At 64.0% G+C, this 22,023-nt stretch carries 19 protein-coding genes; 7 read left to right on the top strand and 12 right to left on the bottom strand.

Going from position 1 to position 22,023, the window contains the following annotated elements:
* Positions 1-3: 3 nt before the first annotated feature.
* Genes ACP159_RS22090 through ACP159_RS22080 form a run of 3 tightly spaced genes read right to left on the bottom strand, consistent with a single transcriptional unit; the run spans position 4 to position 2,145 of the window.
* Positions 4-441 carry a tripartite tricarboxylate transporter TctB family protein gene (locus ACP159_RS22090; protein ID WP_425101895.1) on the bottom strand — a complete coding sequence of 146 codons (438 nt, stop codon included), beginning with the start codon at positions 439-441 and terminating at the stop codon, positions 4-6.
* Positions 441-1,388 (bottom strand): tripartite tricarboxylate transporter substrate binding protein, encoded by a 948-nt coding sequence (locus ACP159_RS22085; protein ID WP_425101894.1) that lies wholly within the window; start codon positions 1,386-1,388, stop codon positions 441-443. Before ACP159_RS22085 ends, ACP159_RS22090 begins: the two co-directional genes overlap by 1 nt.
* Positions 1,389-1,419: 31 nt before the next feature.
* Entirely contained in the window at positions 1,420-2,145 is a 726-nt protein-coding gene (locus tag ACP159_RS22080) for a GntR family transcriptional regulator (RefSeq protein WP_425101893.1), read from the bottom strand.
* Between the two features lie 86 nt (positions 2,146-2,231).
* Between ACP159_RS22080 and ACP159_RS22075 the strand changes: the two genes are divergently transcribed.
* Complete coding sequence (locus ACP159_RS22075; RefSeq protein ID WP_425101892.1) at positions 2,232-3,020, top strand: amidohydrolase family protein; 789 nt, start codon at positions 2,232-2,234, stop codon at positions 3,018-3,020.
* A 176-nt stretch (positions 3,021-3,196) separates the two neighbouring features.
* Here ACP159_RS22075 and ACP159_RS22070 read toward each other — a convergent pair whose 3' ends face one another.
* From ACP159_RS22070 to ACP159_RS22050, 5 genes are all read right to left on the bottom strand, one after another.
* Entirely contained in the window at positions 3,197-5,362 is a 2,166-nt protein-coding gene (locus tag ACP159_RS22070; protein WP_425101891.1) for an ATP-binding protein, read from the bottom strand.
* A 49-nt stretch (positions 5,363-5,411) separates the two neighbouring features.
* A complete protein-coding gene (locus ACP159_RS22065) occupies positions 5,412-5,825 on the bottom strand; it encodes a molybdopterin-dependent oxidoreductase (protein ID WP_425101890.1) in 414 nt (137 codons plus the stop codon).
* 441 nt (positions 5,826-6,266) lie between these two features.
* The gene (locus ACP159_RS22060; protein ID WP_425101889.1) at positions 6,267-7,739 is read right to left on the bottom strand and encodes a methyl-accepting chemotaxis protein; all 1,473 of its coding nucleotides are present in this window, start codon (positions 7,737-7,739) and stop codon (positions 6,267-6,269) included.
* Positions 7,740-7,885: 146 nt separating this feature from the next.
* Positions 7,886-8,764 carry a MurR/RpiR family transcriptional regulator gene (locus tag ACP159_RS22055; protein WP_425101888.1) on the bottom strand — a complete coding sequence of 293 codons (879 nt, stop codon included), beginning with the start codon at positions 8,762-8,764 and terminating at the stop codon, positions 7,886-7,888.
* A gap of 128 nt (positions 8,765-8,892) precedes the next feature.
* Positions 8,893-9,333 carry a MarR family winged helix-turn-helix transcriptional regulator gene (locus ACP159_RS22050; RefSeq protein ID WP_425101887.1) on the bottom strand — a complete coding sequence of 147 codons (441 nt, stop codon included), beginning with the start codon at positions 9,331-9,333 and terminating at the stop codon, positions 8,893-8,895.
* Between the two features lie 148 nt (positions 9,334-9,481).
* On the opposite strand from ACP159_RS22050, the gene hmgA reads away from it, so the two are divergent.
* The 6 genes from hmgA to ACP159_RS22020 all read left to right on the top strand — a co-directional run bounded on the left by hmgA (position 9,482) and on the right by ACP159_RS22020 (position 15,791).
* Positions 9,482-10,846, top strand: coding sequence for a homogentisate 1,2-dioxygenase (hmgA, locus tag ACP159_RS22045; RefSeq protein WP_425101886.1), 1,365 nt, complete (start codon positions 9,482-9,484; stop codon positions 10,844-10,846).
* A 4-nt stretch (positions 10,847-10,850) separates the two neighbouring features.
* Positions 10,851-11,480 carry a maleylacetoacetate isomerase gene (gene maiA, locus ACP159_RS22040; protein ID WP_425101885.1) on the top strand — a complete coding sequence of 210 codons (630 nt, stop codon included), beginning with the start codon at positions 10,851-10,853 and terminating at the stop codon, positions 11,478-11,480.
* Positions 11,481-11,489: 9 nt separating this feature from the next.
* The gene (gene fahA, locus ACP159_RS22035) at positions 11,490-12,749 is read left to right on the top strand and encodes a fumarylacetoacetase (protein ID WP_425101884.1); all 1,260 of its coding nucleotides are present in this window, start codon (positions 11,490-11,492) and stop codon (positions 12,747-12,749) included.
* A gap of 83 nt (positions 12,750-12,832) precedes the next feature.
* Positions 12,833-13,783: an MBL fold metallo-hydrolase gene (locus ACP159_RS22030; RefSeq protein ID WP_425101883.1), complete on the top strand. Its 951-nt coding sequence runs from the start codon at positions 12,833-12,835 to the stop codon at positions 13,781-13,783.
* 187 nt (positions 13,784-13,970) lie between these two features.
* Positions 13,971-15,596, top strand: a complete 1,626-nt coding sequence (locus ACP159_RS22025) for an FAD-dependent oxidoreductase (protein WP_425101882.1) — start codon at positions 13,971-13,973, stop codon at positions 15,594-15,596.
* 3 nt (positions 15,597-15,599) lie between these two features.
* The gene (locus ACP159_RS22020; RefSeq protein WP_425101881.1) at positions 15,600-15,791 is read left to right on the top strand and encodes a DUF2783 domain-containing protein; all 192 of its coding nucleotides are present in this window, start codon (positions 15,600-15,602) and stop codon (positions 15,789-15,791) included.
* 150 nt (positions 15,792-15,941) lie between these two features.
* Here the strand turns inward: ACP159_RS22020 and ACP159_RS22015 are convergent, their stop codons facing one another.
* The 4 genes from ACP159_RS22015 to ACP159_RS22000 all read right to left on the bottom strand — a co-directional run bounded on the left by ACP159_RS22015 (position 15,942) and on the right by ACP159_RS22000 (position 21,728).
* Positions 15,942-16,898, bottom strand: a complete 957-nt coding sequence (locus ACP159_RS22015) for a TAXI family TRAP transporter solute-binding subunit (protein WP_425101880.1) — start codon at positions 16,896-16,898, stop codon at positions 15,942-15,944.
* Between the two features lie 43 nt (positions 16,899-16,941).
* Positions 16,942-19,047, bottom strand: a complete 2,106-nt coding sequence (locus ACP159_RS22010; protein WP_425101879.1) for a TRAP transporter permease — start codon at positions 19,045-19,047, stop codon at positions 16,942-16,944.
* Entirely contained in the window at positions 19,037-20,710 is a 1,674-nt protein-coding gene (locus ACP159_RS22005) for an alkaline phosphatase family protein (RefSeq protein WP_425101878.1), read from the bottom strand. The genes ACP159_RS22010 and ACP159_RS22005 overlap by 11 nt, the downstream gene beginning before the upstream one ends.
* A 97-nt stretch (positions 20,711-20,807) precedes the next feature.
* On the bottom strand, positions 20,808-21,728 hold the full coding sequence (locus ACP159_RS22000; protein WP_425101877.1) for a LysR family transcriptional regulator: 921 nt from the start codon (positions 21,726-21,728) through the stop codon (positions 20,808-20,810).
* Positions 21,729-22,023: the final 295 nt, after the last annotated feature.

The following is a 22,023-nucleotide window of genomic DNA, read 5'->3' as shown; positions in this document are numbered from 1 at the left end:
CCGTCAGCCTCCCACCGTCAAAAGCCACTCAGTGGGCAGCGGCTTTTCCAGCAGCACGGAAAAGACCACCCAGACCAGCGCCACAAAGACACCCGCGACGACCAGCGCATAGACCGCCCTGCGAAACCCGAGCGCCACCGGCAAGGCCAGCATCACCAGCGCCGAGGCTGTGTAGAAGCCCAGCGGAACGACCAGCGCCACATAGGCAATGGCGCCCGCCAGTGCGATGGCAAAGGCGCGGGGCGCCTCCACCAGCTGTCTCGGGATGTCGGGCAGGCGCAAGGCCCGCCCTGCAACACCCAGTCCGCAAGCCGCCAGCACGAGGCCTAGCACCATCGGGTAGGTCCCGCTGGCGCCGCGCCAATCCCCCGCCATCCAGGCGGCGAGCAGGCCGAGGGTCATGAATACGGCCCCCAGCGCGATGTCCTGACGGCGTTGCATCACAGACCCAGTGCCTTGGACACTTCGGCCAGCGCGTCGAACTCGGCCTGCAGGCGCGCACCAAGCGCCTCGCCCTTGACAACGTTGGGCACTTCGCCTTTCGACGCGAGGAATTCGACATAAGACGGATCGTTGACCGCCGCGTCGATGACATCCGCAAGCTGTGCCACGATCGCCGGGTCCATATCCTTCGGTCCCAGGATCGCACGCCACAGCAGCGTTTCCTTGTCGCCCATCCCGAGGCTGTCGAGCCCCGCAGCCCCTGGCAAGGCAGGCACATCGGCGGCGGAGGTCACCAGCAGGCACTTGGCCTCGTTGTTTTCGACATAGGGCAGCACCGGCGAGATCGACCCGCCGTAGATGTCGACATGCCCGCCGAGGAAGTTCTGCAGCGTCTCGCCCGCCCCGCCAAAGGGAATGGCCACCGCCTCGATACCCTGCGCCTGGAAGATGCGCTCGGCCGCCAGCTGCATGGTGCCGCCGATGCCGTCATTGCCGTAGGTGTATTTTCCCGGGTTCGCCTTCAGCTCGTCAAGGAAGGCCGCGCCGGTATCGGCCGGGAAATCGGCTTTCACGCAGAGGGTGTAGGCGGTCTCGGATGTCGAGGCGATCGGGGTGAAGCTGTCCAGCGCATAGGCGACGTTCTGCACCTGCGGCACGGTGGTCAGCGGGCTGTTCCATGTGGCGAACAGGCTGTAGCCGTCGGGCTTCGCCATCATGAACTGCGACGCGCCGACCGACCCGCCGCCGCCGCTGACGTTCAGCACGGCAATGGACTGGCCCAGTTTCTCTTCCAGCAGCAGCGCCAGCTTGCGCGCGCTGGTGTCGGTGCCGCCGCCCGCGCCAGCCGGGATGGTCAGCTCGATCGTGCGCTCGGGGTATTCCGCCGCGGCGGTTGTCGCCAGGGCAAGTGCGGTCAGGCCCATGAGGGCTGCCTTGATGGTCATGGTCTCTCTCCCTTGTGTCGTTGGTCAGGTGTCAGTTGATTTCGGATCGGTAGCGAAAGCCCGTCGCGCTGCCCGAGGCGATGCGCCATTCGACGGGGTGATCCTCGATATCGAAGGCGGTGCGCCGGATCACGGCCAGCGGCTGCCCGGGGTCGATGCGCAGGTGCAGCGCGACAGTGGCCGAGGCGCGGTCAAACGACACCTCGTCCGTGGCACGCTTCACCAGCACGCCGAAATGTTCGAAATACAGCGGGTACAGCAGCGGGCCAAAGGCCGCCTCGGGCAGATCGGTGAACCCGGCAAAGCGCTCGGCGGGGATATACAGCTCCTCGTAGAGCACCGGCAGGTCCGACAGGCTGCGCAGGCGGGTGATGCGGATGGTGTCCTGCGTTCCAAGAGCCTCAGCGGCCTCCGCAGGCGGGGTCGCACGGGTCCGGCTGAGCACCGTGCTTGACGGGATCGGCGCGGCGGTGCCATCCGCCCCGCGCATGGCAAAGAAACGGAAGAGCGAGCTGGAGAATGACGGACCGCGCAAGAAGGTTCCGGACCCCTGGCGGCGCTCCAGCAGCCCTTCCTCGACCAGCCCGTCGACCGCCTTGCGTACCGTTCCGATGGAGACGTCGAATTCCTGCGCCAGCCGAGCCTCGGACGGCAGGGGCGCGTCAGGTGTCCAGTCGCCGCGGGCAATCCGGGCCGTCAGCGTATCGCGCAACCGGGCATAGGCCGGAAGTCGGCTGTCCAAGGCCTTTACGTTCATATGCTGTCCTCTCTGCTCCATGGCGTAAACCAGATTGACCCATATAGTCAACCAGTCATATATATGAATTGAACCGAGGAGAGCGCATGATCCGTTTCGATTGCCACGCCCATGTCTACAAGACCGTCACCGCCGTGCCGGGCGCGCGTTATGTTCCTGAACAGCCTGCGCATTTGCGCGAATGGCTCGGACATCAGGCGGCACATGGCCTGGCGGGAGGTGTCATCGTGCAGGTCAGCTTTCTGGGCACGGACAATTCCCAGCTTTGCCGGGCGCTGGCCGCGCTGGATCGGGAACGATTCGCGGGCGTGGCGGTGGTGCCGCTGGACGTTGACGCTGCGGCACTTGACGGTCTCGTGGCTGCGGGCGTGCGCGGGGTGCGCTGGAACATGGTGCGCGGCGGCGTGGTGCCCGATCTGCGCGCCCCCGTCACCCGCGCGTTCGTCGATCGTCTGCGGACTCGCGGGATGCATCTGGAGGTGCATCTCGAAGGCCCGCGCCTCGCGCCGCTTCTGCCTGCCCTGACCGACCTTGGGCTGCCGCTGGTCGTCGACCACTTCGGCCTGCCGTCCGAGGCCGACCCGGCCTGCGATCCGCTGGTCCGCGCCGTGCAGGCGCTGGACGATCCAGGAGCGCTGTACATGAAATTCTCGGCCCACTATCGACTGCCGTTCGACGTGACGCCGCATGCCGAAAAGTTACTGGAACGCGTCTCGCCCAGCCACATCGTCTGGGGTAGCGACTGGCCGCATACACAGAACGAAGACCGCACTGGCTATGCCGACACTTATGCCCGCATTGCCGATTGGGGGGCACTGGACGACGGGATCGCCACGAGCATCCTGTATGGTATCGGTCATGGAAAGGGTCGATGAAAGCGTTCGGGCCGTGCGGGGCGAACCGAACACTCTACACGCCGCCGAAACTGGCAGTCTACGGGGCTGTGAACCGATCAAACACCGTCTCGCGGTCGCTATCGACCGGGTCATGGCATGGGAAGGATTGGGACCCGGAGGCCATCAATCCAGCCTCGCACGTCCCTGTTCCGTATCTAGTTCACCGCCTGTTTCAGCGCCTTTTCGACCGCGGCGATCAGGTCGACACGCCGGACCGGCTTCATCAGGCGGATGTCATCCGGGAGCAACCCGTTGCCGTGGACCATCGCTTCGTTGGCGTATCCGGACAGGAAGATGACGGGCAGACGCGGGTGCCGGGACCGCAATTGCCTGGCCAGATGCGTGCCCTGGAGCGTGCCCGGCATGACGATATCCGTGAGCAGAAGGTCAAAAGGTTCTGACGCCTCCCATATCCGCAGCGCAGCGTCGCCAGAGCCGGCAGTGGTCACCGCGTAACCCGCCTGCAACAGATGTGTGGACAGAACATCCAGAACCGCCGGCTCATCCTCCACCAACAGGATGCTTGCGCCGGGTCGGGATGGCGCGGTCCTTGACTTGAAAGGGGCGAGCACCTCGGTCGCGGGCTCCTTGCAGGCCTTGAAATACAGCTTGAATGTGGTGCCGACGCCGACCTCGGAATAAACCCGCACGGTGCCGCCGGATTGCCGCATGAAGCCCAGAACCATCGACAGACCAAGACCGGAACCCCTGCCCGTCGGCTTGGTCGTGAAAAACGGCTCGAACACCCGCTCCAGGTGCGCCGCCTCGATGCCGGTTCCGGTATCGCTGACCGCAAGCATGACATAGCGGCCGGGCTCGACCTCTTCGTCGTTGAGATCGACATAGTCCTGATCTATGCGCAGGTTCGCGGTTTCAACCGTCAGCTTGCCCCCGTTCGGCATGGCGTCCCGGGCATTCAGAAGCAGGTTCAACAGGGCGTTCTGCGCCAGCGCATGGTCGACCTCGACGCGCCAGAGACCGGCCAGCAGCGACACTTCGACGTTGATCGAGGCCGGGAGAATCCGCGACGACCATGTTTTCGTTTCCTGAACCAGCTTGTTGAGGTCGATCACCCGTGGCTCCAGCCGGGACTTGCGCGCAAAGCTCAACATGTTTCGGGTCAGTTCGGCGCCCCGCTCCGCAGCCTGAATGGCGGCCTGTATGTAGTCGTCATGGCCGGACGGGTCGGAGGTCTCGCGGAGCAGCTCGAGATTGCCCAGAATGACGGCCAGCAGGTTGTTGAAGTCATGCGCGACGCCGCCGGTCAGTTGTCCGACGACCTGCATCTTCTGCGACTGACGAAGCTGGTCCTCGGCGATGGTGCGTTCGGTGATGTCCTGAACCGTTCCCACAAGGCGGACCGTTTGCCCCTTGGCATCCAGTACGGGTTTCGCGCGCTCGATCAATGTCCTGACCTCGCCTGACGGCAGGACGATCCGGTGGCTGACCTCGTAATCGCTCGCCGTATCCCAGGCCTGCCGCGCCGCGCTCTTGATCCTGGGAATATCGTCCGGGTGACACCGCTTGTAGAAACTCTCGGTTGTTCCATCGAAGTCGCCGGGGGATACGTCGAAAATCCGGTGGGTCTCGTCCGACCAGTAGAGATGCCCGTCGGCGTTGACTTCCCAGCTTCCGAGCTTGGCAATGGTCTGAGCTTCCCGGAGCCGGGCCTCGGTGGCCCGCGCGCGGTCGTGCGCTTCGGCCAGGGCGGCCTGGCGGCGCAGGTTTTCGCGGTAGACCCGCCACAATCCGACAACCAGCGCAAGCAGAAGGACAAAGCCCGCCGCAAGCGCCGCCGCGAGCTGGATCATGATCCGGATAGACGCCTCGCGCCGGGCCACGCTCTCCTTGGCCCAGTTGTCCAGCGTAAAGGTGTGCAGACGGCGCAGGGTCGACCTGAAGGCTTCGGCCTGCCGGACGAGATCCGGCAGGGCCGCGCGCAGGTCCTCGTCCGGCTGATCGATGATCGCCGCAGCGCTCCCCACGAATTGCGTGATCCGGTTCAGTTCGACGGCAAACCCGGGCAGGTCCCGCAACGAATCCGCAAGTCTGCCGTTTCGCAGCGTCTCGACCCGGCTGTAGAAAATATCGAAGCTGAGCCGCACCGCATCCAGATCGGGCGTATCGTCGGCCTGCGCCTTGAATGCCGCGTTCAGGAACTGGAGAAACTCGATCTCGCTGTGGTTCACCGTCCACTGCGGATTTTCCCAGTCGCGCTTCTGGATCAACTCCACCGTTTCAAGAAACTGGTTGCCAAAGGTCACGATGGCCCAAACCAAAACGAGCGTCACGGCGCCGAAGGCGGTTTTCCAGGCTGTCATCGGCGTCCAGCGCCCCTGCCGCGGGGCATCGACTTTTCCACTCAAGGCGTCATTCCGTGCGGACTTCGATTGTCCGCAACTGCCAGATCGAGCGGTTGAAATACAACTCCTGGCCCCGGGGAAGATCGTCGAAGGGATAGATGATCCAGAGCGGTCCCTTGTCCCGTACGCTCATCCGCTTTCCGTCACGCATGTAGGCGAGTACCGGGTGGGTCTCCGTGGCGTCAGACACCGGAATGTCGACGATATAACCGTTATCGGCCTCCGAATGGAGCACGTTTCCCTGCGCCGCGACGGCGTCGAGAAGATCGGCCAGAGCCACCCCTGCAAACTCCGTCGGCCCGTCGGTCCATGGCGTCGACGTCGTGAACAACGTCACCGGCAGCGCCGCAAGCATGTCGTAGTCGAACTGCGCGGCATCGTCGGCATTGGTGTGTCCGATCTGCCCCGAAATGGTCAGCAAAACGGGGCCTCCGGGGGGCATCAGATCCGCCGCCTGGCCGTGAGAAGCGCCCAGCCCCAACAGCAGACCGAGCAAGATCCCAAGACATCTCTTTGTCGCCGCGCAACCCCAAGTTTTGCCTGACCTTTTCATCACACGCACCCCAGACAAATTGTCGCAGTCCTTGATGTCAGACTATAATGGGCGCCCTAAAATATTCGCAATGATAAATGTATAGTGAGATCGAGATATATCTGGAACGCGCTGCCCCGAGGGGTGCGAGACCCTTGGCGTCGCCGCACCGTTGCCAGTCTGACAGGCCGTCATGACGGGCGCCAAAGAGGGATCATGCCCGGCTGTGGAAAGGGCAGATGCAGCTTGATGGTGGGACGCGACGGGCCAGTGAACCACGCACTCTGGCAAAGCCGGTCTACTGGTTCCGTGCCCTTTCTGCTGATCCGATCAAGCGGCCGCGCTCGCATTGGCCGGTCCGGTTTTTGTGGGCAAGCCTGTACGGCGATCGAACTCACGGCGGTCGTTCATTTTCAGCACGCGCAGCAAACGCATGATCTCGACCGCACTCTGCTTGATTTCCGACATGGAGTTGGTTGTTGCCTCCACCATGGCCGCGTTTTTCTGGGTGATCGTGTCCATTTGCGAAACGCTGATATTGACTTCCGACAGCCCTTTGGTCTGCTCCTCTCCGGCAGAGGAAATCTGCTTTGACAGATCGGAGACCTTCTGGAAACTCTCCGTCAGGAGTTCCAGGTTCGACCGCGCGGTCTCGACCAGTTCCGCACCCTCGCTGATTTCGGCGACACTAGCGGAAATCAGATCCCGGATGTCCTTTGCTGCCGACGAAGAATGTGAGGCAAGGGTGCGGACCTCACCGGCAACGACGGCAAAACCGAGACCCGCCTGTCCGGCCCGGGCCGCTTCCACGCCTGCGTTGAGGGCCAGCAGGTTCGTTTGAAAAGCGATGTCATCAATCAACGTCGTGATTTGCGAGATCTTCTCGGCGGATTTCTTGATCCGTCCCATCGCCATGGCCGCGTTTTGGACGACTTCGGAACTGCGGTCAACATCGTAGCGCGACGCTTCGGCGACCTTGGCAGCGTCGGTTGTGCTCCGCGAGGCCTCGGCCACGCTGTTGGTCAACTCTTCCATCGCCGCGGCGGTCTCTTCGAGCGAGGCGGCCTGGTTGGATGTGCGATGCGAAAGCTCTCTCGCGGAATTGTCCACCTCTTCCACGAGTTCAACGAGGGTCAGCATTGACAGGTTGATGTCGGCGAACATGCCGCCGAGGTTTTCGAACGCGCCGTTCATACGCCTGCGAACGGCATCGTAGGAGGCCGGATAATCGCTTTCCTGCGGAGACGGGATCGCATGGGTCAGATCCCCGTTGGCCATCGCCTCGATCGCGATGTTGATATGCTCGAACGCCTTGGTTTGCTCTTCTCCCCAGACCGCGAAGGTCACCGTCGTGACACGCTCGACATCGAGTGCAAAAGCCCGGCTGACAACGGCAATCATGTCGGCCAGATTCCGTCCGCGGCCAAACCACTTGCGACCAAGCTTTCGGGTCAGGATCTGGAGCAATTGCGCTGACGCGCAGGAATAGGCAGACATGTAGACATCGAGCGGCAGGTTGATACGTGCGTGCGTGCGCCCAATGCGCTCGGTCGACGCTTCGTAGACCTCGTCGAATTCACCGCCAAGCAGTTTCAGCCAGTGCTTCTTTTGCGCTGCGCGGGCCGATTCGATCTGCTTTTCGGACGAAAAGAAAGCCGCCGACTTTTCGTCCGCCCTGGCACGCCTGTAGAAGTCGTCCAGAACCTTGTCCAGTTCCGGAATCAGCACGGCTCCGGCAGCAGCGAGCAGATTTCGGTTTTCGTTGTCCAGATCGAACTGGCGCAGTTTCTCTGACAGACTCATCTCAACACAACTCCATAGACACATGAAGTTTCCGGGAGATGCCTTTCCAAGCCGTTAAGACAAGATTTTTCTCTTTTACAATTCAGATACTTAAACTTTGACATGAACCGGGAGCATCACGCTGTTCCCGGGTAAACCCTCTCCGTTCAGCGGGCCGTGACGAACGGAATGCGCGGCTTCTTGCTGTCCTTCTGGACGCGGGCGGCCACAGCCACCATCAGAGCCTGCGCGAGACACATCGGTGCGGCGAGGGAACGCGAGAAGGTGTAGTCATGTTCCGGCACGGTGAACAGCAGGGCCGCAGACTTCGACAAGGGTGACAGGCTGCTGTCGGAAATCGCGATGATCGGAACTTCGCTGCGGGCCGCCTCCTCGACGATGTTGACCACTTCGGTGGCGTAAAACCGGAACGACACGGCGATCAGAAGATCGCCGGTGCCCATGGTGCGGGCAATATGGGTTGCCAACCCGCCGCTTGAATCGAGCAGCACGCAAGGCCGCCCCAGCATGGTCAGGATATACCGCAGCAGGACGACCACCGGCTCCGAGCGCAATTGCCCGATGAGATAGACCGTCCCGGCACCTTCGATCATCTCGGCGGCCCGGGCAATGTCCGCCGCCTTCACCTTTTCCAGCAAGTCCTGCAAAGACGCGATGTCCCGCACCACAAGATCGCGCAGAAAGCCGAGGTCGGACCCGCCCTCATGCTGGGACAACTCGTCTTCCAGCGCCTTCTTTCGGGCCTCGAATCCAGGCGCGGCCGTGCTCAGGCGCCGCTGGAACAGCGTCTGCAGGTCACGGAAACCGGAATAGCCGAGGCTCTGCGCGAACCGCACGAAACTCGACGGGTGTATGTTGCACTGCTGGCCGATGGCATTCACCGCCTGCACCGCCACGTCGTTGGGGTTCTGGGTCAAGTATTCGGCAATCTGCTGGTAGGTCCGGCTCATGCCGTCGAAGCGATCATGGATCAACCGGATCAGCGCTTCGTAATCTTCCGGTGGGCTCTCTTGCCGCTTGACCATGTGCCTCTCCCAACCGCCGGGCCTGCTTGTGTACCCAGCGTCTGCGCACAGTTTATTTCGAAGCGCGCGTCCTTACAATCCGTGTTGCAGGCCGGTGCACGGGGATCCGCCCGGCTGCGGGCGTCCTGTCAGAGCTCCTCGGACATGAAGGTATCGAGGGCGGCGTTCAAAGCGTCCTGATGCGGTGCGACCAGGCTGTCGAGCCGCGCCTGGTACTGCCGAGCGATGGTCGAAAGCTTTTCCATCAGGGCTGTGCCCTCGTCCGTCAAAGCCAGAACGATGAGGCGGCGGTCGGATTCATTGACCTGCTTGGTGACGTAACCGGCGGTTTCGAGGCGGGAGGCAGCGCGGCTTGCCTTGGATTTTTCGAGATGGACGCGTTCGTGGATGTCGCGGATGGAGACCGCTCCGGCATCCGAGATGTGCACCAGCACGCGCCACTCGGCAACGCTGATCCCGAACTCCTCGCGGTAGCGTCGCGCCATACCGGCGCTCAGGCGCTCGGCGGCGACCGTCAGGCGATACGGCAAAAATCCAGCCAGATCAAAACGGTCTTCTGTCTGTGTCATTCATTGTCCTTCGCCGCATCCGGAACGTCTTGCGAGTCTCCGCAAAATTCATGTCATCTGCAACAAGTTTCTTGACTTCGTTGCGGATGCAACAAATAAATGGAAAAGACGCGAATCCGCCGCATCAATTCAAAGGGAGGGCCGAAAGATGAGTACGCATGATCTGCCGCAGGGCATGATCCGGGCGACCGGCACAACGGGCACGCATGAAGGATACATGCCGGGATTTGGCAATGACTTCGAAACGGAAGCCCTGCCCGGCGCACTGCCGCAAGGGATGAACTCGCCGCAGAAATGCAGCTACGGACTTTACGCGGAGCAGCTTTCCGGCACCGCTTTCACCGCCAACCCGCCGGAACGGACCTGGTGCTACCGCATCCGCCCGAGCGTCAAGCATTCGACGCGCTACACCAAGATCGACCTGCCGTACTGGAAATCCGCACCCTGCGTCGACCCGGACGTGATCTCGCTCGGCCAGTATCGCTGGAACCCGGTGCCGCTGGGCGAGGAAAAGCTGACCTGGCTGACCGGCATGCGCACCATGACCACCGCCGGGGATGTGAACACGCAGGTCGGCATGGCCTCTCACATCTACCTCGTGACCGAGAGCATGGTGGACGAATACTTCTTCTCCGCTGACAGCGAACTGCTGGTCGTGCCGCAGCAGGGCAAGCTGCGCTTTGCCACGGAGCTGGGCATCATCGACGTGGAGCCGAAGGAGATCGCCATCATCCCGCGCGGGCTGGTGTATCGCGTCGAAGTGCTGGAAGGCCCCTGCCGCGGCTTCGTCTGCGAGAATTACGGCCAGAAGTTCGAGATGCCGGGCCGCGGCCCCATCGGCGCCAACTGCCTCGCCAATCCGCGCGACTTCAAGGCACCCGTGGCGGCCTTCGAAGACCGCGAAGTGCCATCGAAGATCACCGTCAAGTGGTGCGGCGCATTCCACGAGACGCAGATCGGGCAAAGCCCGCTCGATATCGTGGCCTGGCATGGCAACTATGCCCCGATGAAATATGACCTGCGCACCTATTGCCCGGTCGGCGCGATCCTCTTCGACCATCCCGACCCGTCGATCTTCACCGTTCTGACCGCGCCCTCCGGCGTGCCGGGCACCGCGAACATCGATTTCGTTCTGTTCCGCGAGCGCTGGCTGGTGGCGGAGAACACCTTCCGCCCGCCGTGGTATCACAAGAACATCATGTCCGAGCTGATGGGCAACATCTATGGCCAGTACGACGCAAAGCCCGAGGGCTTCGTTCCGGGCGGGACGAGCCTGCACAACATGATGCTTCCGCACGGACCGGACCGGGATGCCTTCGAGAAGGCCTCGACGCGCAACCTCGGGCCGGACAAGCTGGACAACACCATGTCCTTCATGTTCGAGACCCGCTTCCCGCAACACCTGACGGCCTTCGCCGCCAAGGAAGCGCCGTTGCAGGACAACTACATCGACTGCTGGGAGAGCCTTGAGAAGAAGTTCGACGGCACCCCCGACGGCACGTGGCACAAGTAAGACCATGATCCTCTACAGCTACTGGCGCTCGACCACCTCTCTTCGGGTGCGGGCGGCGCTGAACCTGAAAGGGATCGCCTATGAGACCCGTCCGGTGAACCTGCTGGACGGGGCGCAGAAGGCGCCGGATTACGCCGCGTTGAACCCCGTGGAGGGTGTGCCGACGCTGATTCTGGACGATGGCACCGTGCTGACGCAGTCGATGGCCATCCTCGACTGGCTGGAGGAGACATATCCCGAGCCGGCGCTGTTGCCGGCGGACCCGGTGCACCGTGCAATGGTCCGGGCGGCGGCGCAGGTCATCGCGCTGGAGATCCACCCGGTCAACAACCTCAAGGTCGGGGCGGCGCTCAAGGCGCGCGGCTTTGACCAGCAGGCTGTTGTCGACTGGATGTGCCACTGGATGGACAAGGGGTTCGCCGCCTACCAGCGCCTGATCCTGTCCGAAGGACGGTTCAGCTTTGGCGACACGCCCACGCAGGCCGACCTGTGCCTTGTCGGCCAGATGGTCAACGCGCGACGCTGGGGGCTGGACCTTGCGCCCTTCGCCCGGCTGGTCGAGATAGACGAAGCGGCCCGCGCGCTGCCGCAGATCGCGGCCGCCCTGCCCGAAAACCAACCCGATGCCCAATAAGGAGTCGACATGCCCTTGACGAAAAGCTGGGTCGACAGCGCCAACACCCCGGACACCGATTTCCCGCTGAACAACCTGCCTTACGGTGCCTTCGTGGCCGAGGACGGCGAGCAGCATTGCGGCGTTGCCATCGGCGACATGATCCTCGACGTGACCGCACTGGAAGCGGACGGCGTGCTGGCGGTGCCGGAGGAGGAAGAAGTCTTCTTCTTCGGTGACTGGACCGAGTTCATGGCGCTGGGACCGGACGTCTGGGCGGGCTTCCGCGCGGCCATCACCGAACTTCTGGCCGAGGACTATCCCGATCCGCAGGGCCTCACCCGCTATCTCGTGCCGCAGGTCGGCACCCGGATGCGCCTGCCCTTCACCGTGGCCGAATACACCGATTTCTACGCGGGCAAGCACCACGCCACCAATGTCGGCACCATGTTTCGCGGTCCGGAAAACGCCCTGCCCCCGAACTGGCTGTCGATCCCCATCGGCTACAACGGCCGCGCCTCCTCGGTGCAGGTCTCCGGAACCGACGTGCGCCGCCCCTGGGGCCAGCTCAAGGCCCCGGACGCCGATCTGCCGGTCTTCGCCCCGTGCAAACGCTTCGACATCGAGCTGGAGATGGGGGCAATCGTCGGCCAGCCGTCCGAAGGCCCGGTCACGGTGCAGGAAGCCGACGACATGATCTTCGGCTACGTGCTGCTGAACGACTGGTCCGCCCGCGATATCCAGGCCTGGGAGTACCAGCCTCTCGGCCCGTTCCAGGCCAAGGCGACGGCGACGACGATCAGCCCGTGGATCGTCCCGAAGGCCGCGCTGGAGCCCTTTCGCTGTGACACGCCCGAGCGGGAACGCCCGCTGCTCGACTACCTCGCGGAGCCCGGCCCGATGCTCTACGACATCGCGCTTGAGGTCGGTCTCGCCCCCGAGGGCAAGGATGAAACCGTCATCAGCCGCACGAACTACCGCGAAATGTACTACTCCGCGGCCCAGCAACTGGCCCATCACACCACCTCCGGCTGCCCGATGAACGTCGGCGACCTGCTCGGCTCCGGCACCATCTCCGGTCCCGAAAAGCACCAGCGCGGTGCCCTGCTGGAGATCACCTGGGGCGGCAAGGAGCCGATCACGCTGGACACCGGCGAGACCCGCAACTTCGTCGAGGACGGCGACTCCCTCACCCTGCGCGGCGCGGCCATCGGCGAGGGTTTCCGCGTCGGCTTCGGGTCCTGCACGGCGCAGGTCCTGCCTGCGCTTGAGGACCCGTACAAACGATAACGACGGTGGGTCACAGACCCACCCTACCCACAAGCCGTAGGGTGGGTTTCGAACCCACCCAAACGTCAAAAGGAAACGCGACAATGACCAAAGCCTTTGCCTCCGCAGGCGACATGGAAGAAAAGACCATCTCCTTCACGCAGGTCGGAGAGGGCCTCTACGCCTTCACCGCCGAGGGCGACCCCAACACCGGCGTCATCATCGGCGACGAGAGCGTTATGATCGTCGAGGCGCAGGCCACCCCCCGCCTCGCCCGCAAGGTGATCGACTGCGTGCGCAGCGTCACCGACAAGCCGATCTCCCACCTCGTGCTGACCCATTACCACGCCGTCCGCGTGCTCGGGGCCTCGGCCTACGGCGCACGCGAGATCATCATGTCCGACACCGCCGCCGCGATGGTCGAGGAACGCGGGCAGGAAGACTGGGACAGCGAATTCGACCGCTTCCCCCGCCTGTTCCAGGGCCACGAGGAAATCCCCGGCCTGACCCGCCCGACGACGACCTTCTCCGACCGCATGACGGTCTACCTCGGCAAACGCCGCGTCGACATCATGCACCTTGGCCGTGCCCATACGGCGGGCGATGCGGTGGTCTGGGTGCCTGATCAGGAAGTCATGTTCACCGGCGACATCGTCGAATACCACTCCGCCTGCTACTGCGGCGACGGGCATTTCGGCGACTGGGAAGACACGCTGATGAACATCGCAGCCTATGAGCCCAAGGCCATCGCCCCGGGACGCGGCGATGCGCTCGTCGGCGAGGAGATGGTCGCCAAGGCCCTCACGGCGACGGCGGACTTTGTCAACTCGACCTACAAGCCGATTGCCAGGGTCGTCGCCCGCGGCGGCTCGCTCAAGGAAGCCTGGGACGCCTGCCGGGCCGAATGCGATCCGAAGTTCAAGGACTACGCGATCTACGAGCACTGCCTGCCCTTCAACGTCGCCCGCGCCTACGACGAAGCCCGTGGCATCGACACCCCCCGCGTCTGGACCGCACAGCGGGACAAGGACATGTGGGCGCAGTTGCAGGGGTGAGCGCTGGTTCGCGAAACTGCAAACCCTCCCCTGGAGGGTTTGAGGCGCGAATGGGCAAGGCGCCCGTTCGCGGAAACACCGCAGTCCCGGGCTTGACCCGGGACCTCGACCGCCCTTGACAGCACGGCTCCGCGGGGCGGGGGCAACAGACACGACCGGGGGTGTGTCCCCCACACGGGAGGATGCCATGCCATTGGACGATCGCTACAAACTCGCCTTCAAGCTCTACCCCTACGAACGCTCCGCCGATCAGGACGCTGACGCGCCGGTGCGTCACCCGGTTGTCATCATGGGTGGCGGCCCCATCGGCATCGCCACGGCGCTCGACCTCGGCTTGCAAGGCATTCCCGTGGTCGTCCTTGACGATCACGAAGGCATCGGCCAAGGCTCCCGCGCCATTTGTTTCGCCAAGCGCAGCCTGGAGATCGCCGACCGCTATGGCGCGGCAGACAAGATGCTGGACAAGGGCGTGGTCTGGAACCTCGGAAAGGTCTTCCACGACGACCGCAAGGTCTTCGAATTCAACCTCCTGCCCGAGGAAGGCCACAAATTCCCGGCCTTCATCAACCTGCAACAGCCCTATTTCGAGCGCTTTCTCGTGGAGCGTGTCCGTGAGGCGCAGGCGCAGGGTGCCCCCATAGAAATCCGCGGGAAGAACCGCGTCGACGGCGTCGAGGCGCATGACGGTCACGTCACGCTCGACATCACCACCCCCGACGGCCCTTACACGATCGAGGCAGACTGGCTGATCGGGTGCGACGGGGCATCGTCGCCGCTGCGCGGCATGATGGGACTCGACTTCGAGGGGCGCGTCTTCGAGGACAGCTTCCTGATTGCAGACATCCGCATGAAGAACGAGGACTTTCCGACCGAGCGCTGGTTCTGGTTCGAGCCGCATTTCAAGTCCGGCGCATCGACCCTGCTGCACAAGCAGCCCGATGGCGAGTGGCGGATCGACTTCCAGATCGGCTGGAACGTCGACCGCAAGAAGGAGCTGCAGGAGGAAAACGTCCGTGCCCGGCTCGACGCCATGCTGCCCGGCGTCGAATACGACATCGTCTGGACTTCGATCTACACCTTCCAGTGCCGCCGGATGAAACGCTTCCGTCATGGCCGGGTGATCTTTGCCGGCGACGCGGCCCATCAGGTCTCCCCCTTCGGGGCGCGCGGTGCCAATTCGGGCATGCAGGACGTCGACAACCTCGGCTGGAAACTCGGCCTCGTGCTGGCCGGCAAGGCCCCCGACGCGCTGATCGACAGCTATCACGAGGAACGCGCCTACGGGGCCGACGAGAACATCCTGAACTCGACCCGCTCCACAGACTTCATCACGCCGAAGTCGAAGACCAGCCACATCTTCCGGAATGCTGTGCTGGATCTGGCCGAACACCATGCCTTTGCCCGCCCGCTGGTCAATTCTGGGCGGCTGTCGGTGCCCTGCACATACGACGGACTCAGCCTCAACAGCGAAGATGCCCTGACCAGCGGTCCGGCCCGCACCCGCCCCGGCAGCCCCTGCCCCGATGCGCCGCTCCCCGGTGGTTACCTGCTGAACAGGCTCGGCGGCGGCTTCCGGTTGCTGACGCTCAACACCGATGCGCCCGAAGCGCTCGACATCGACGGTATTCCCGTCACCCGTGTCGCGCTAGCCGCCTCGGACGATGCCACCGGCACAGTGGCCGCCCGCTATCTGGGGGACGCTCCAAACGCGGTCTATCTGATCCGCCCCGATCAGCACGTCGCCGCTCGGTGGGACCACTTCGACGACACCGCCGTCCGCGCCGCCCTGCGCCGCGCCACCGCAAGAGGATAAGCCATGCGTCTGAACACCCAGCCGAACATCGCCGCGCCGGACGACTTCTACGCCGAACTGATCGCCGTTCACGAAGGCCTCTCCGACGACGAAAGCGCTGCGCTGAACGCGCGTCTGATCCTGCTGCTCGCCAATCACGTCGGCGACCGCGAAGCGCTTGGGGAGGCGTTGAAACTCGCCAGATCGGGGTCCTGATCCCCGCAACGGCGTGTATCGAGCGGCCGCGCGCCGCCTCCCGCGGTTTCGACAACCGGCGTTAGAGAACAGGTACGGTAGCTCAGACCGGTGAGACGTGTTCCAACAGTACAGAGACCGGGGCGCAGCGTTCCCGCGCCCCGGTTTGCATCATTGGATGGCGCCGACTTCGCGGTAATACCGCGCTGCGCCCGGGTGCAGCGGCATGTCGGCCAGCGACTGAACCGCGAACTCGAGATTCAGCGCCTTGGCCCAGGGGGCGTCGGAGGTGATGCTGTCGACGTTGTCCCAGAACGCTTTCGTCACCTGGTACACGGTTTCCTCGTCCAGATCCGCACGCACACCGATGCCGACGGCGGTGTCGTTCGACATGACTGCGCCGCCAACCTGATTGTCGTACGCGCCGCCTGGGATTTCGGCGAGATAGCGGAAATTGCCGAGGAACCTGGTCACAGCATCCCCCTCATGGCTTTCCGGCCCGATGAAACGCAGGCTCTCGGTTTCGCTGAACTGGATGAACTGCTGGCAGGGGTCGATGCAGCCATTCACGTACATGTCGACCTTGCCATCCTGGAACGCCTGGAATCCGGTTGCCCAGTTTGCGGTGATCGCCTCGTAATCCTCGCCGACCTTCAGCCCCGTGGTGGCCTCGATCCAGCCCGCCGCCGCATTGAAGGCGCCGCCGCCGGCCGGGCCGAGGAAGACAGTGGTGCCTTCGAGGTCGTCCAGCACCTCGATGTCGCTGTCGCCGCGCACGGTATAGTGGTACTGGCCATAGGGGAACCACATCAGCAGGGCGACATTCTTCGCCAGCTCCGGCGCGTCGGTCTCGTTCTTGTACATGGCCGCGCCCTTGGACATGAACTCGAAGATCGTCGGCGAGACCATTGACAGGTCTAGGTTGCCGCGCCCGACCTCCAGCATGTGCACGGTCGCCGCACCACCCCCGGCAACCTCGATATCGACCATGTCCTGGTTGCCGTTCACCACGTTGGCGAAGGTCGCCATGGTGATCGCCTGCCCGAGGCTCGGCTCGATGGTGGCCATCTTCAGGGTATCGGCCTGCGCCGCTGTGGTCATCAGTGCAGCAACGGCTGCAAATGTCATGTGTCGCATCGGTTCTCCTCCGTTTCGGTGCGTTCGTTCGGGGTCAGGGCGTCACCGGGGCCACGCGCCGGGTCAGGCGCGGGCTGGCAAGGATCAGGGCAAGGCCAAGGATCGCGGCCGGCACAGCGTAGATCATCTGGGGCAGCAAGGTGGCACCGCCGATGGCCACACGCAGCACCCGCTCCACCGCGCCCAGCCGGGTCCTGTCAAATCCGGTCAACGCCGAGGCGATCAGCCACATGGCCAGGGTGAAGGCCGCGATGATCCAGAAGAAGTCGAACCAGCTCACCGTCGTTATGTCGATCATGGCGCGGGAGCTCACCTGGTCCTCGCCGAACCATTCGAAGACGACCTGCAGCTTGTAGAGCACCGCCGGGTGATAGACGAAGACGAAGGGGATCAGGAAGCCCGCGATCGCGATGCGCGCCGCTTCGAAGCCGGTCCTGATCGGATCGGCCCCGGCGATCGGCGCCGCGGCGAAGGCGGCGAGCGCGACCGGCGGGGTTACTGTCGACATCATGGCAAAGACCACGACGAAAAGGTGCAGCGTCAACGGCGCGAGGCCCACCGTGTCGATGCCAGAACTGAGCGCGATCACGATGATGAAATAGGTCGCGCCCGGCGGCAGACCCATGCCGAGCACGATGGCCCCGAAGGCAACCACGAGCAGCACGAGCAGCAGCGGGCCGTCTGCGGCTTCGGCCAACATGAGGGAGAGGCGGCCCGCAAAACCCGAGGTCTGGATCAGACCGACGATCAGGCCGATGGCCGTGACGATGATGACGATGGTGCCCGCCATGCGGCCCGCATCGACGAAAGCGAGCCAGATGCGGCGGGCCGAGCGGAACTCACGGAACAGGACCGAGGCCGCGACCAGCGCCACGACAAGGCCGTAAAAGCCCGCCTTGGGCACCGAGGGCTGCGCGAAGAGGAAATAGGACAGCGTGCCGAGTGGGGCCACGAAGACAAGGCATTGCACCCATTCCTTGCGCGTCAGCTTCGGGCGGGCGGAGGCGGGCAATGCGCCGATGCCTTGCTTGCGGGCTTCGAAATAGACGGTCAGGAAGGTGCCAAGGTAGTAGAAGATCGCGGGCAGGATCGCGGCGACGACGATATAGCGGTACTCCAGCCCGATCTGTCCGGCGACGAAGAAGGCGACGACGCCCATCACCGGCGGCATGATCTGCCCCCCGGTGGAGGCGGCGGCTTCGACGGCCCCGGCAAAGGCGGGCTTGAACCCGGCCTTGCGGATGACCGGAATGGTCATCACGCCGGTCGAGACCACGTTGGAGATGGCTGCGCCCGAGAGCGTGCCGAACAGCGCCGACGAGGCGACGGAGGCATGGGCCGCGCCGCCGGTCATGCCGCCGGTAAGCCGGTTGGCGATCTTCAACAACAGGTCCCCCGCCCCGGACGCCATCAGCACTGCACCAAAGACGATGAAGATCAGCACGTTGCCGGTGACCACCTGAATGGGCTGGCCGAACATGCCGCCGGTCTGGGCCCAGAATTGCAGGATCATCTGACGCAGGTTCTGCGCCGCAGTGGCCTCGGACCCGGCAAGGATGCCGGTCCAGTCGGGCAGCCAGCCCTTGACGAAGAAATAGATCACCCAGAACAGGCAGAAGGCCACGATGAAGCCACCGAACAACCGCCAGGTCAGGTAGAGCGTGATCGCGGTGGCCAGGGGAAACATGACATAGTCGAGCGGCCTTACGGTTGGCAGAGTCCCCGCGTCGGAGGCAAAGATCGCCGCGATCCAGCTTGTGAAGGCGATGGCCGCCAGCGCGGTCAGCCCCCAGTTCACGACGCGCATCCCCGGCCCCCGGTGCAGCGTCAGCAGCGTGATGGCAAAGCTGAGCACGATGGGCAGGCCGATGATCAGGCCGGTGGGCAGCAGGAAAGACTGTTCGAAGGCCCTGTACGATGCCCCGAGCCAGTGCTCGCGCAGGAACACCCGCTGATCGCGGCGGCTCATTTCGTCGAAGGCGGGCGTGGTGGTTTCGATGACCCAGCGGACGAAGTCGCTGATCGGTCCGGAAGCGGAATAGAGCACGATGACGACCACGAAGGCGACCGCGATCACGTCCGCGATGTGCTTGTCGACCAGTGCGCCGCGCGGTCCGGCGGTTTCGGCTTCAGGCCTCATGGCTGTCCTCCTTCGCCGGGCGAGGGGAAATATGGACCTGCCGCACCGGACCACGATACCGTTCGGTCAATTCGGCGGGCACCTCGCTGCCATCGGCAAGGAACGGCAGAATGCCGCGCCGCAGCGAGCGTCCGCGTGCCGCGCGCACGTCGGCGTCGGACATGGTCACACGCTGCGCCATCCGCCGGCCCCATTGCCCGAGAAAGCCGTAAAGCCGGTCGATCTGGCCAGCAAAAGCCGGATCTTTCCCGAGATCGCTGAATTCGTCCGGATCGGTTTCCAGATCGAACAGCATGGGGCGGAGACCGCCTTCGAAGTGGATCATCTTCCAGCGGCCATCGAACACCATCATCATCCGGGCATCACGCGGCTGCACGCCCAGGGCTTCGGCGCGGGGCGTGACCGAGTAATCGTATTCACTGATGACGAAATCGCGCCAGTCCTGCGGTGTCTCGCCCCTGATCCACGGCATCAGGGAGCGTCCCTCGATGATGTGGTCCGGCACCGTGCCGCCTGCCGCCTCGACGAAGGTCGCGGCGAGATCGATGGCCTCGACCAGCGCATCGCAGGTTGTACCGCGCGTGGCGTTTGCGCTTTCACGCGGATCGCAGACGATCAACGGGATCTTGACCGAGGCTTCGTGAAAGAAGTCCTTTTCCCCGAGCCAGTGATCGCCGAGGTAATCACCATGATCGGAGGTCAGGACGATCATCGTGTCCTCCATCCGCCCGGTCTGTTCCAGATGATCCAGCAGGCGGCCGAGTTGGTCGTCACATTGCTTGATCAGGCCCATGTAGGCCGGAATGACGGTCTCGCGCACGTCGTCGCGCTGGAACGCCTCCGCCACGCGGGTGCCCTGGTAGGCGGCGAGGACCGGGTGCGGATCATCCCGTTCGGAGGGGTGGCGCACCGGCGGCTGGATCTGGTTGTGGCCGTACAGGGCGTGATAGGGCGCGGGCACGATGTAGGGCCAATGCGGCTTGATGAAACTCACATGGGCGCACCATGGCCCCTGCGTGCTGTCGACGAACCGGATCGCCTCGGAGGTCAGCCACGGCGTCTCGCTGTCTTCCTCGCGGATGTTGGCGGGCTTGTCGGCATTGAGGAACATCCAGCCACTGGCGATCTGATCGTCGTTGATACCGGCGTTGGCATAATCTGCCCAGGGGTTCTCACCGTCATAGCCCCGGGCTTTCAGGTATTCGTTGTAGGGCGAGCGCTTCTGGTCGTAGAAGCCATCCGGGCCGCTGCCCCAGAGGCCATCGTCCCGTGCCCAGGCGTCGAAACCGCAATCGGCTTGCCGTGCGCCGATCAGGCTGTCGGCGGCGAGGCCGAGACGCGCCATGCCCTTGGCGTCCGCCTTCATGTGCGTCTTGCCCAGGAGCCAACAGGCCATGCCCGTCTCGCGCAGGTGATCGCCGAGCGTGACCTCACCCACGCGCAGCGGAAAGCCGTTCCATTGCGCCCCGTGCGAGGAGACGTAACGCCCGGTGTAGAAACTCATCCGGGAGGCGCCGCAGATCGGCGACTGTACATAGGCGTTGGTGAACCGGACGCCCCGCGCGGCGACACGGTCGAAATTTGGCGTGTGCAGATGCGGATGACCGGCGCAGCTGAGATAATCGAAACGCAACTGGTCATACATGATGAACAGGATATTCATCGCGGTCTCCCTCCCCTGCCCGGGGTGCTTGGCGTTCCCCGGATGCAACGGGGATAGCCGTCATGACCGTTTCGGGATAGAGGCGGAAAGTTTATGGCTATAACTCTCGGGCATCGCCTTCGTCGAAGGTGTTGCGCGAGACCTGCTCGACACAGTCGATGAAGTATTGCAGGGCCGGGGTCGGCAGGCGCTCTGAAGAGGTGGTTACAGATATCCGCGCGGCGCGCAGGGGCGGGTCCACGTCCAGCGCGACGATGTTCCATTTTGCCATGACCTGCGCCAGCAGGCGCTGCGGAAAGGTGCAGAGAAAATCACCATCCTCGATCAGCGACAGAACGCTGAACAGGGAGTCCGACGTCACCATCGGCTCGGGTGGCACGATCCCATGCCGCGTGAAGTGCCGTTGCAGGTAGGGCAGACGGACGCGGGTGCCGATCATCGTCCAGTCACCTTCCGCAAGCGCCGCGAGCCGCGTCTCACCCAGCCAGCGCGAGGACTTGCCGGTAATCACCGAAATCGGGGTCTCGACCAGAAAGCGTGTCGACAGGCCGGTGGAGTCGGTTCCGCGCGGCTCCGGCCCGATCACCAGATCGACCAGGCCGTCGCGGACGGGGCCAAAGGCCATCGGCTCGTGCCCGCCTGTTATCTGGATGTGCACCTTGGGATAGCGGCGGCGGAACAACCGGATCGTCCGGGAGATCAGCCGCGATGCCGCCAGCGGCGAGACGATGACCGTCAGGCGGCCGGTGCCAAGGCCGCGGCGCTGGTCCACCTCTTCCTGCATCTTGCGCAATTCCGAATGGACAAGCCGGGCGCGGTGCAGGATCGGCTGCCCGTCTTCGGTCACCGCCACACCGGTCGGTGCCCGTTTGAAGATCGCCGCGCCCAGTTCGGCCTCGGCCTGCCGCAGCGCTTTGGTCACCGCGGGCTGCGTCTTGCCCAGCCGTTTCGACGCGGCCCGGATGCTGCCCGCCTGTTCGATGGCAAGCAGCATTTCGATATGCTGGATCTTTATCACCGGGTGCGCCTCCCTCACCCTATTCCCAAACCTTATACCCTGAAGATTTTTTCCTCTACCCCTTGCGCAACCTCTGTCCCGGCGGCGCACGGCCCGACCGAACACGTCCGGCGCAGAGTGCCGATCAAGGATGGCGACCGGCGGCACCGGCGCGGACCGAATGTCTGCGCCACCTGCCCGGTGCGGGTCTGTTCGGAATGTCCGGGTGCAGCGGCCGCGTCGCGCGTCCTGAGAGCGACGCAACGTCAAGGCCTCCGCGACCTGGGTGCGGGGGCCTTCCTGTCCAATGTGGCGT

The organism is Tropicibacter sp. S64 (genome assembly GCF_049803835.1).
Lineage (GTDB): Bacteria > Pseudomonadota > Alphaproteobacteria > Rhodobacterales > Rhodobacteraceae > Pacificoceanicola.
This window is presented reverse-complemented; position numbering and strand designations above follow the sequence as displayed.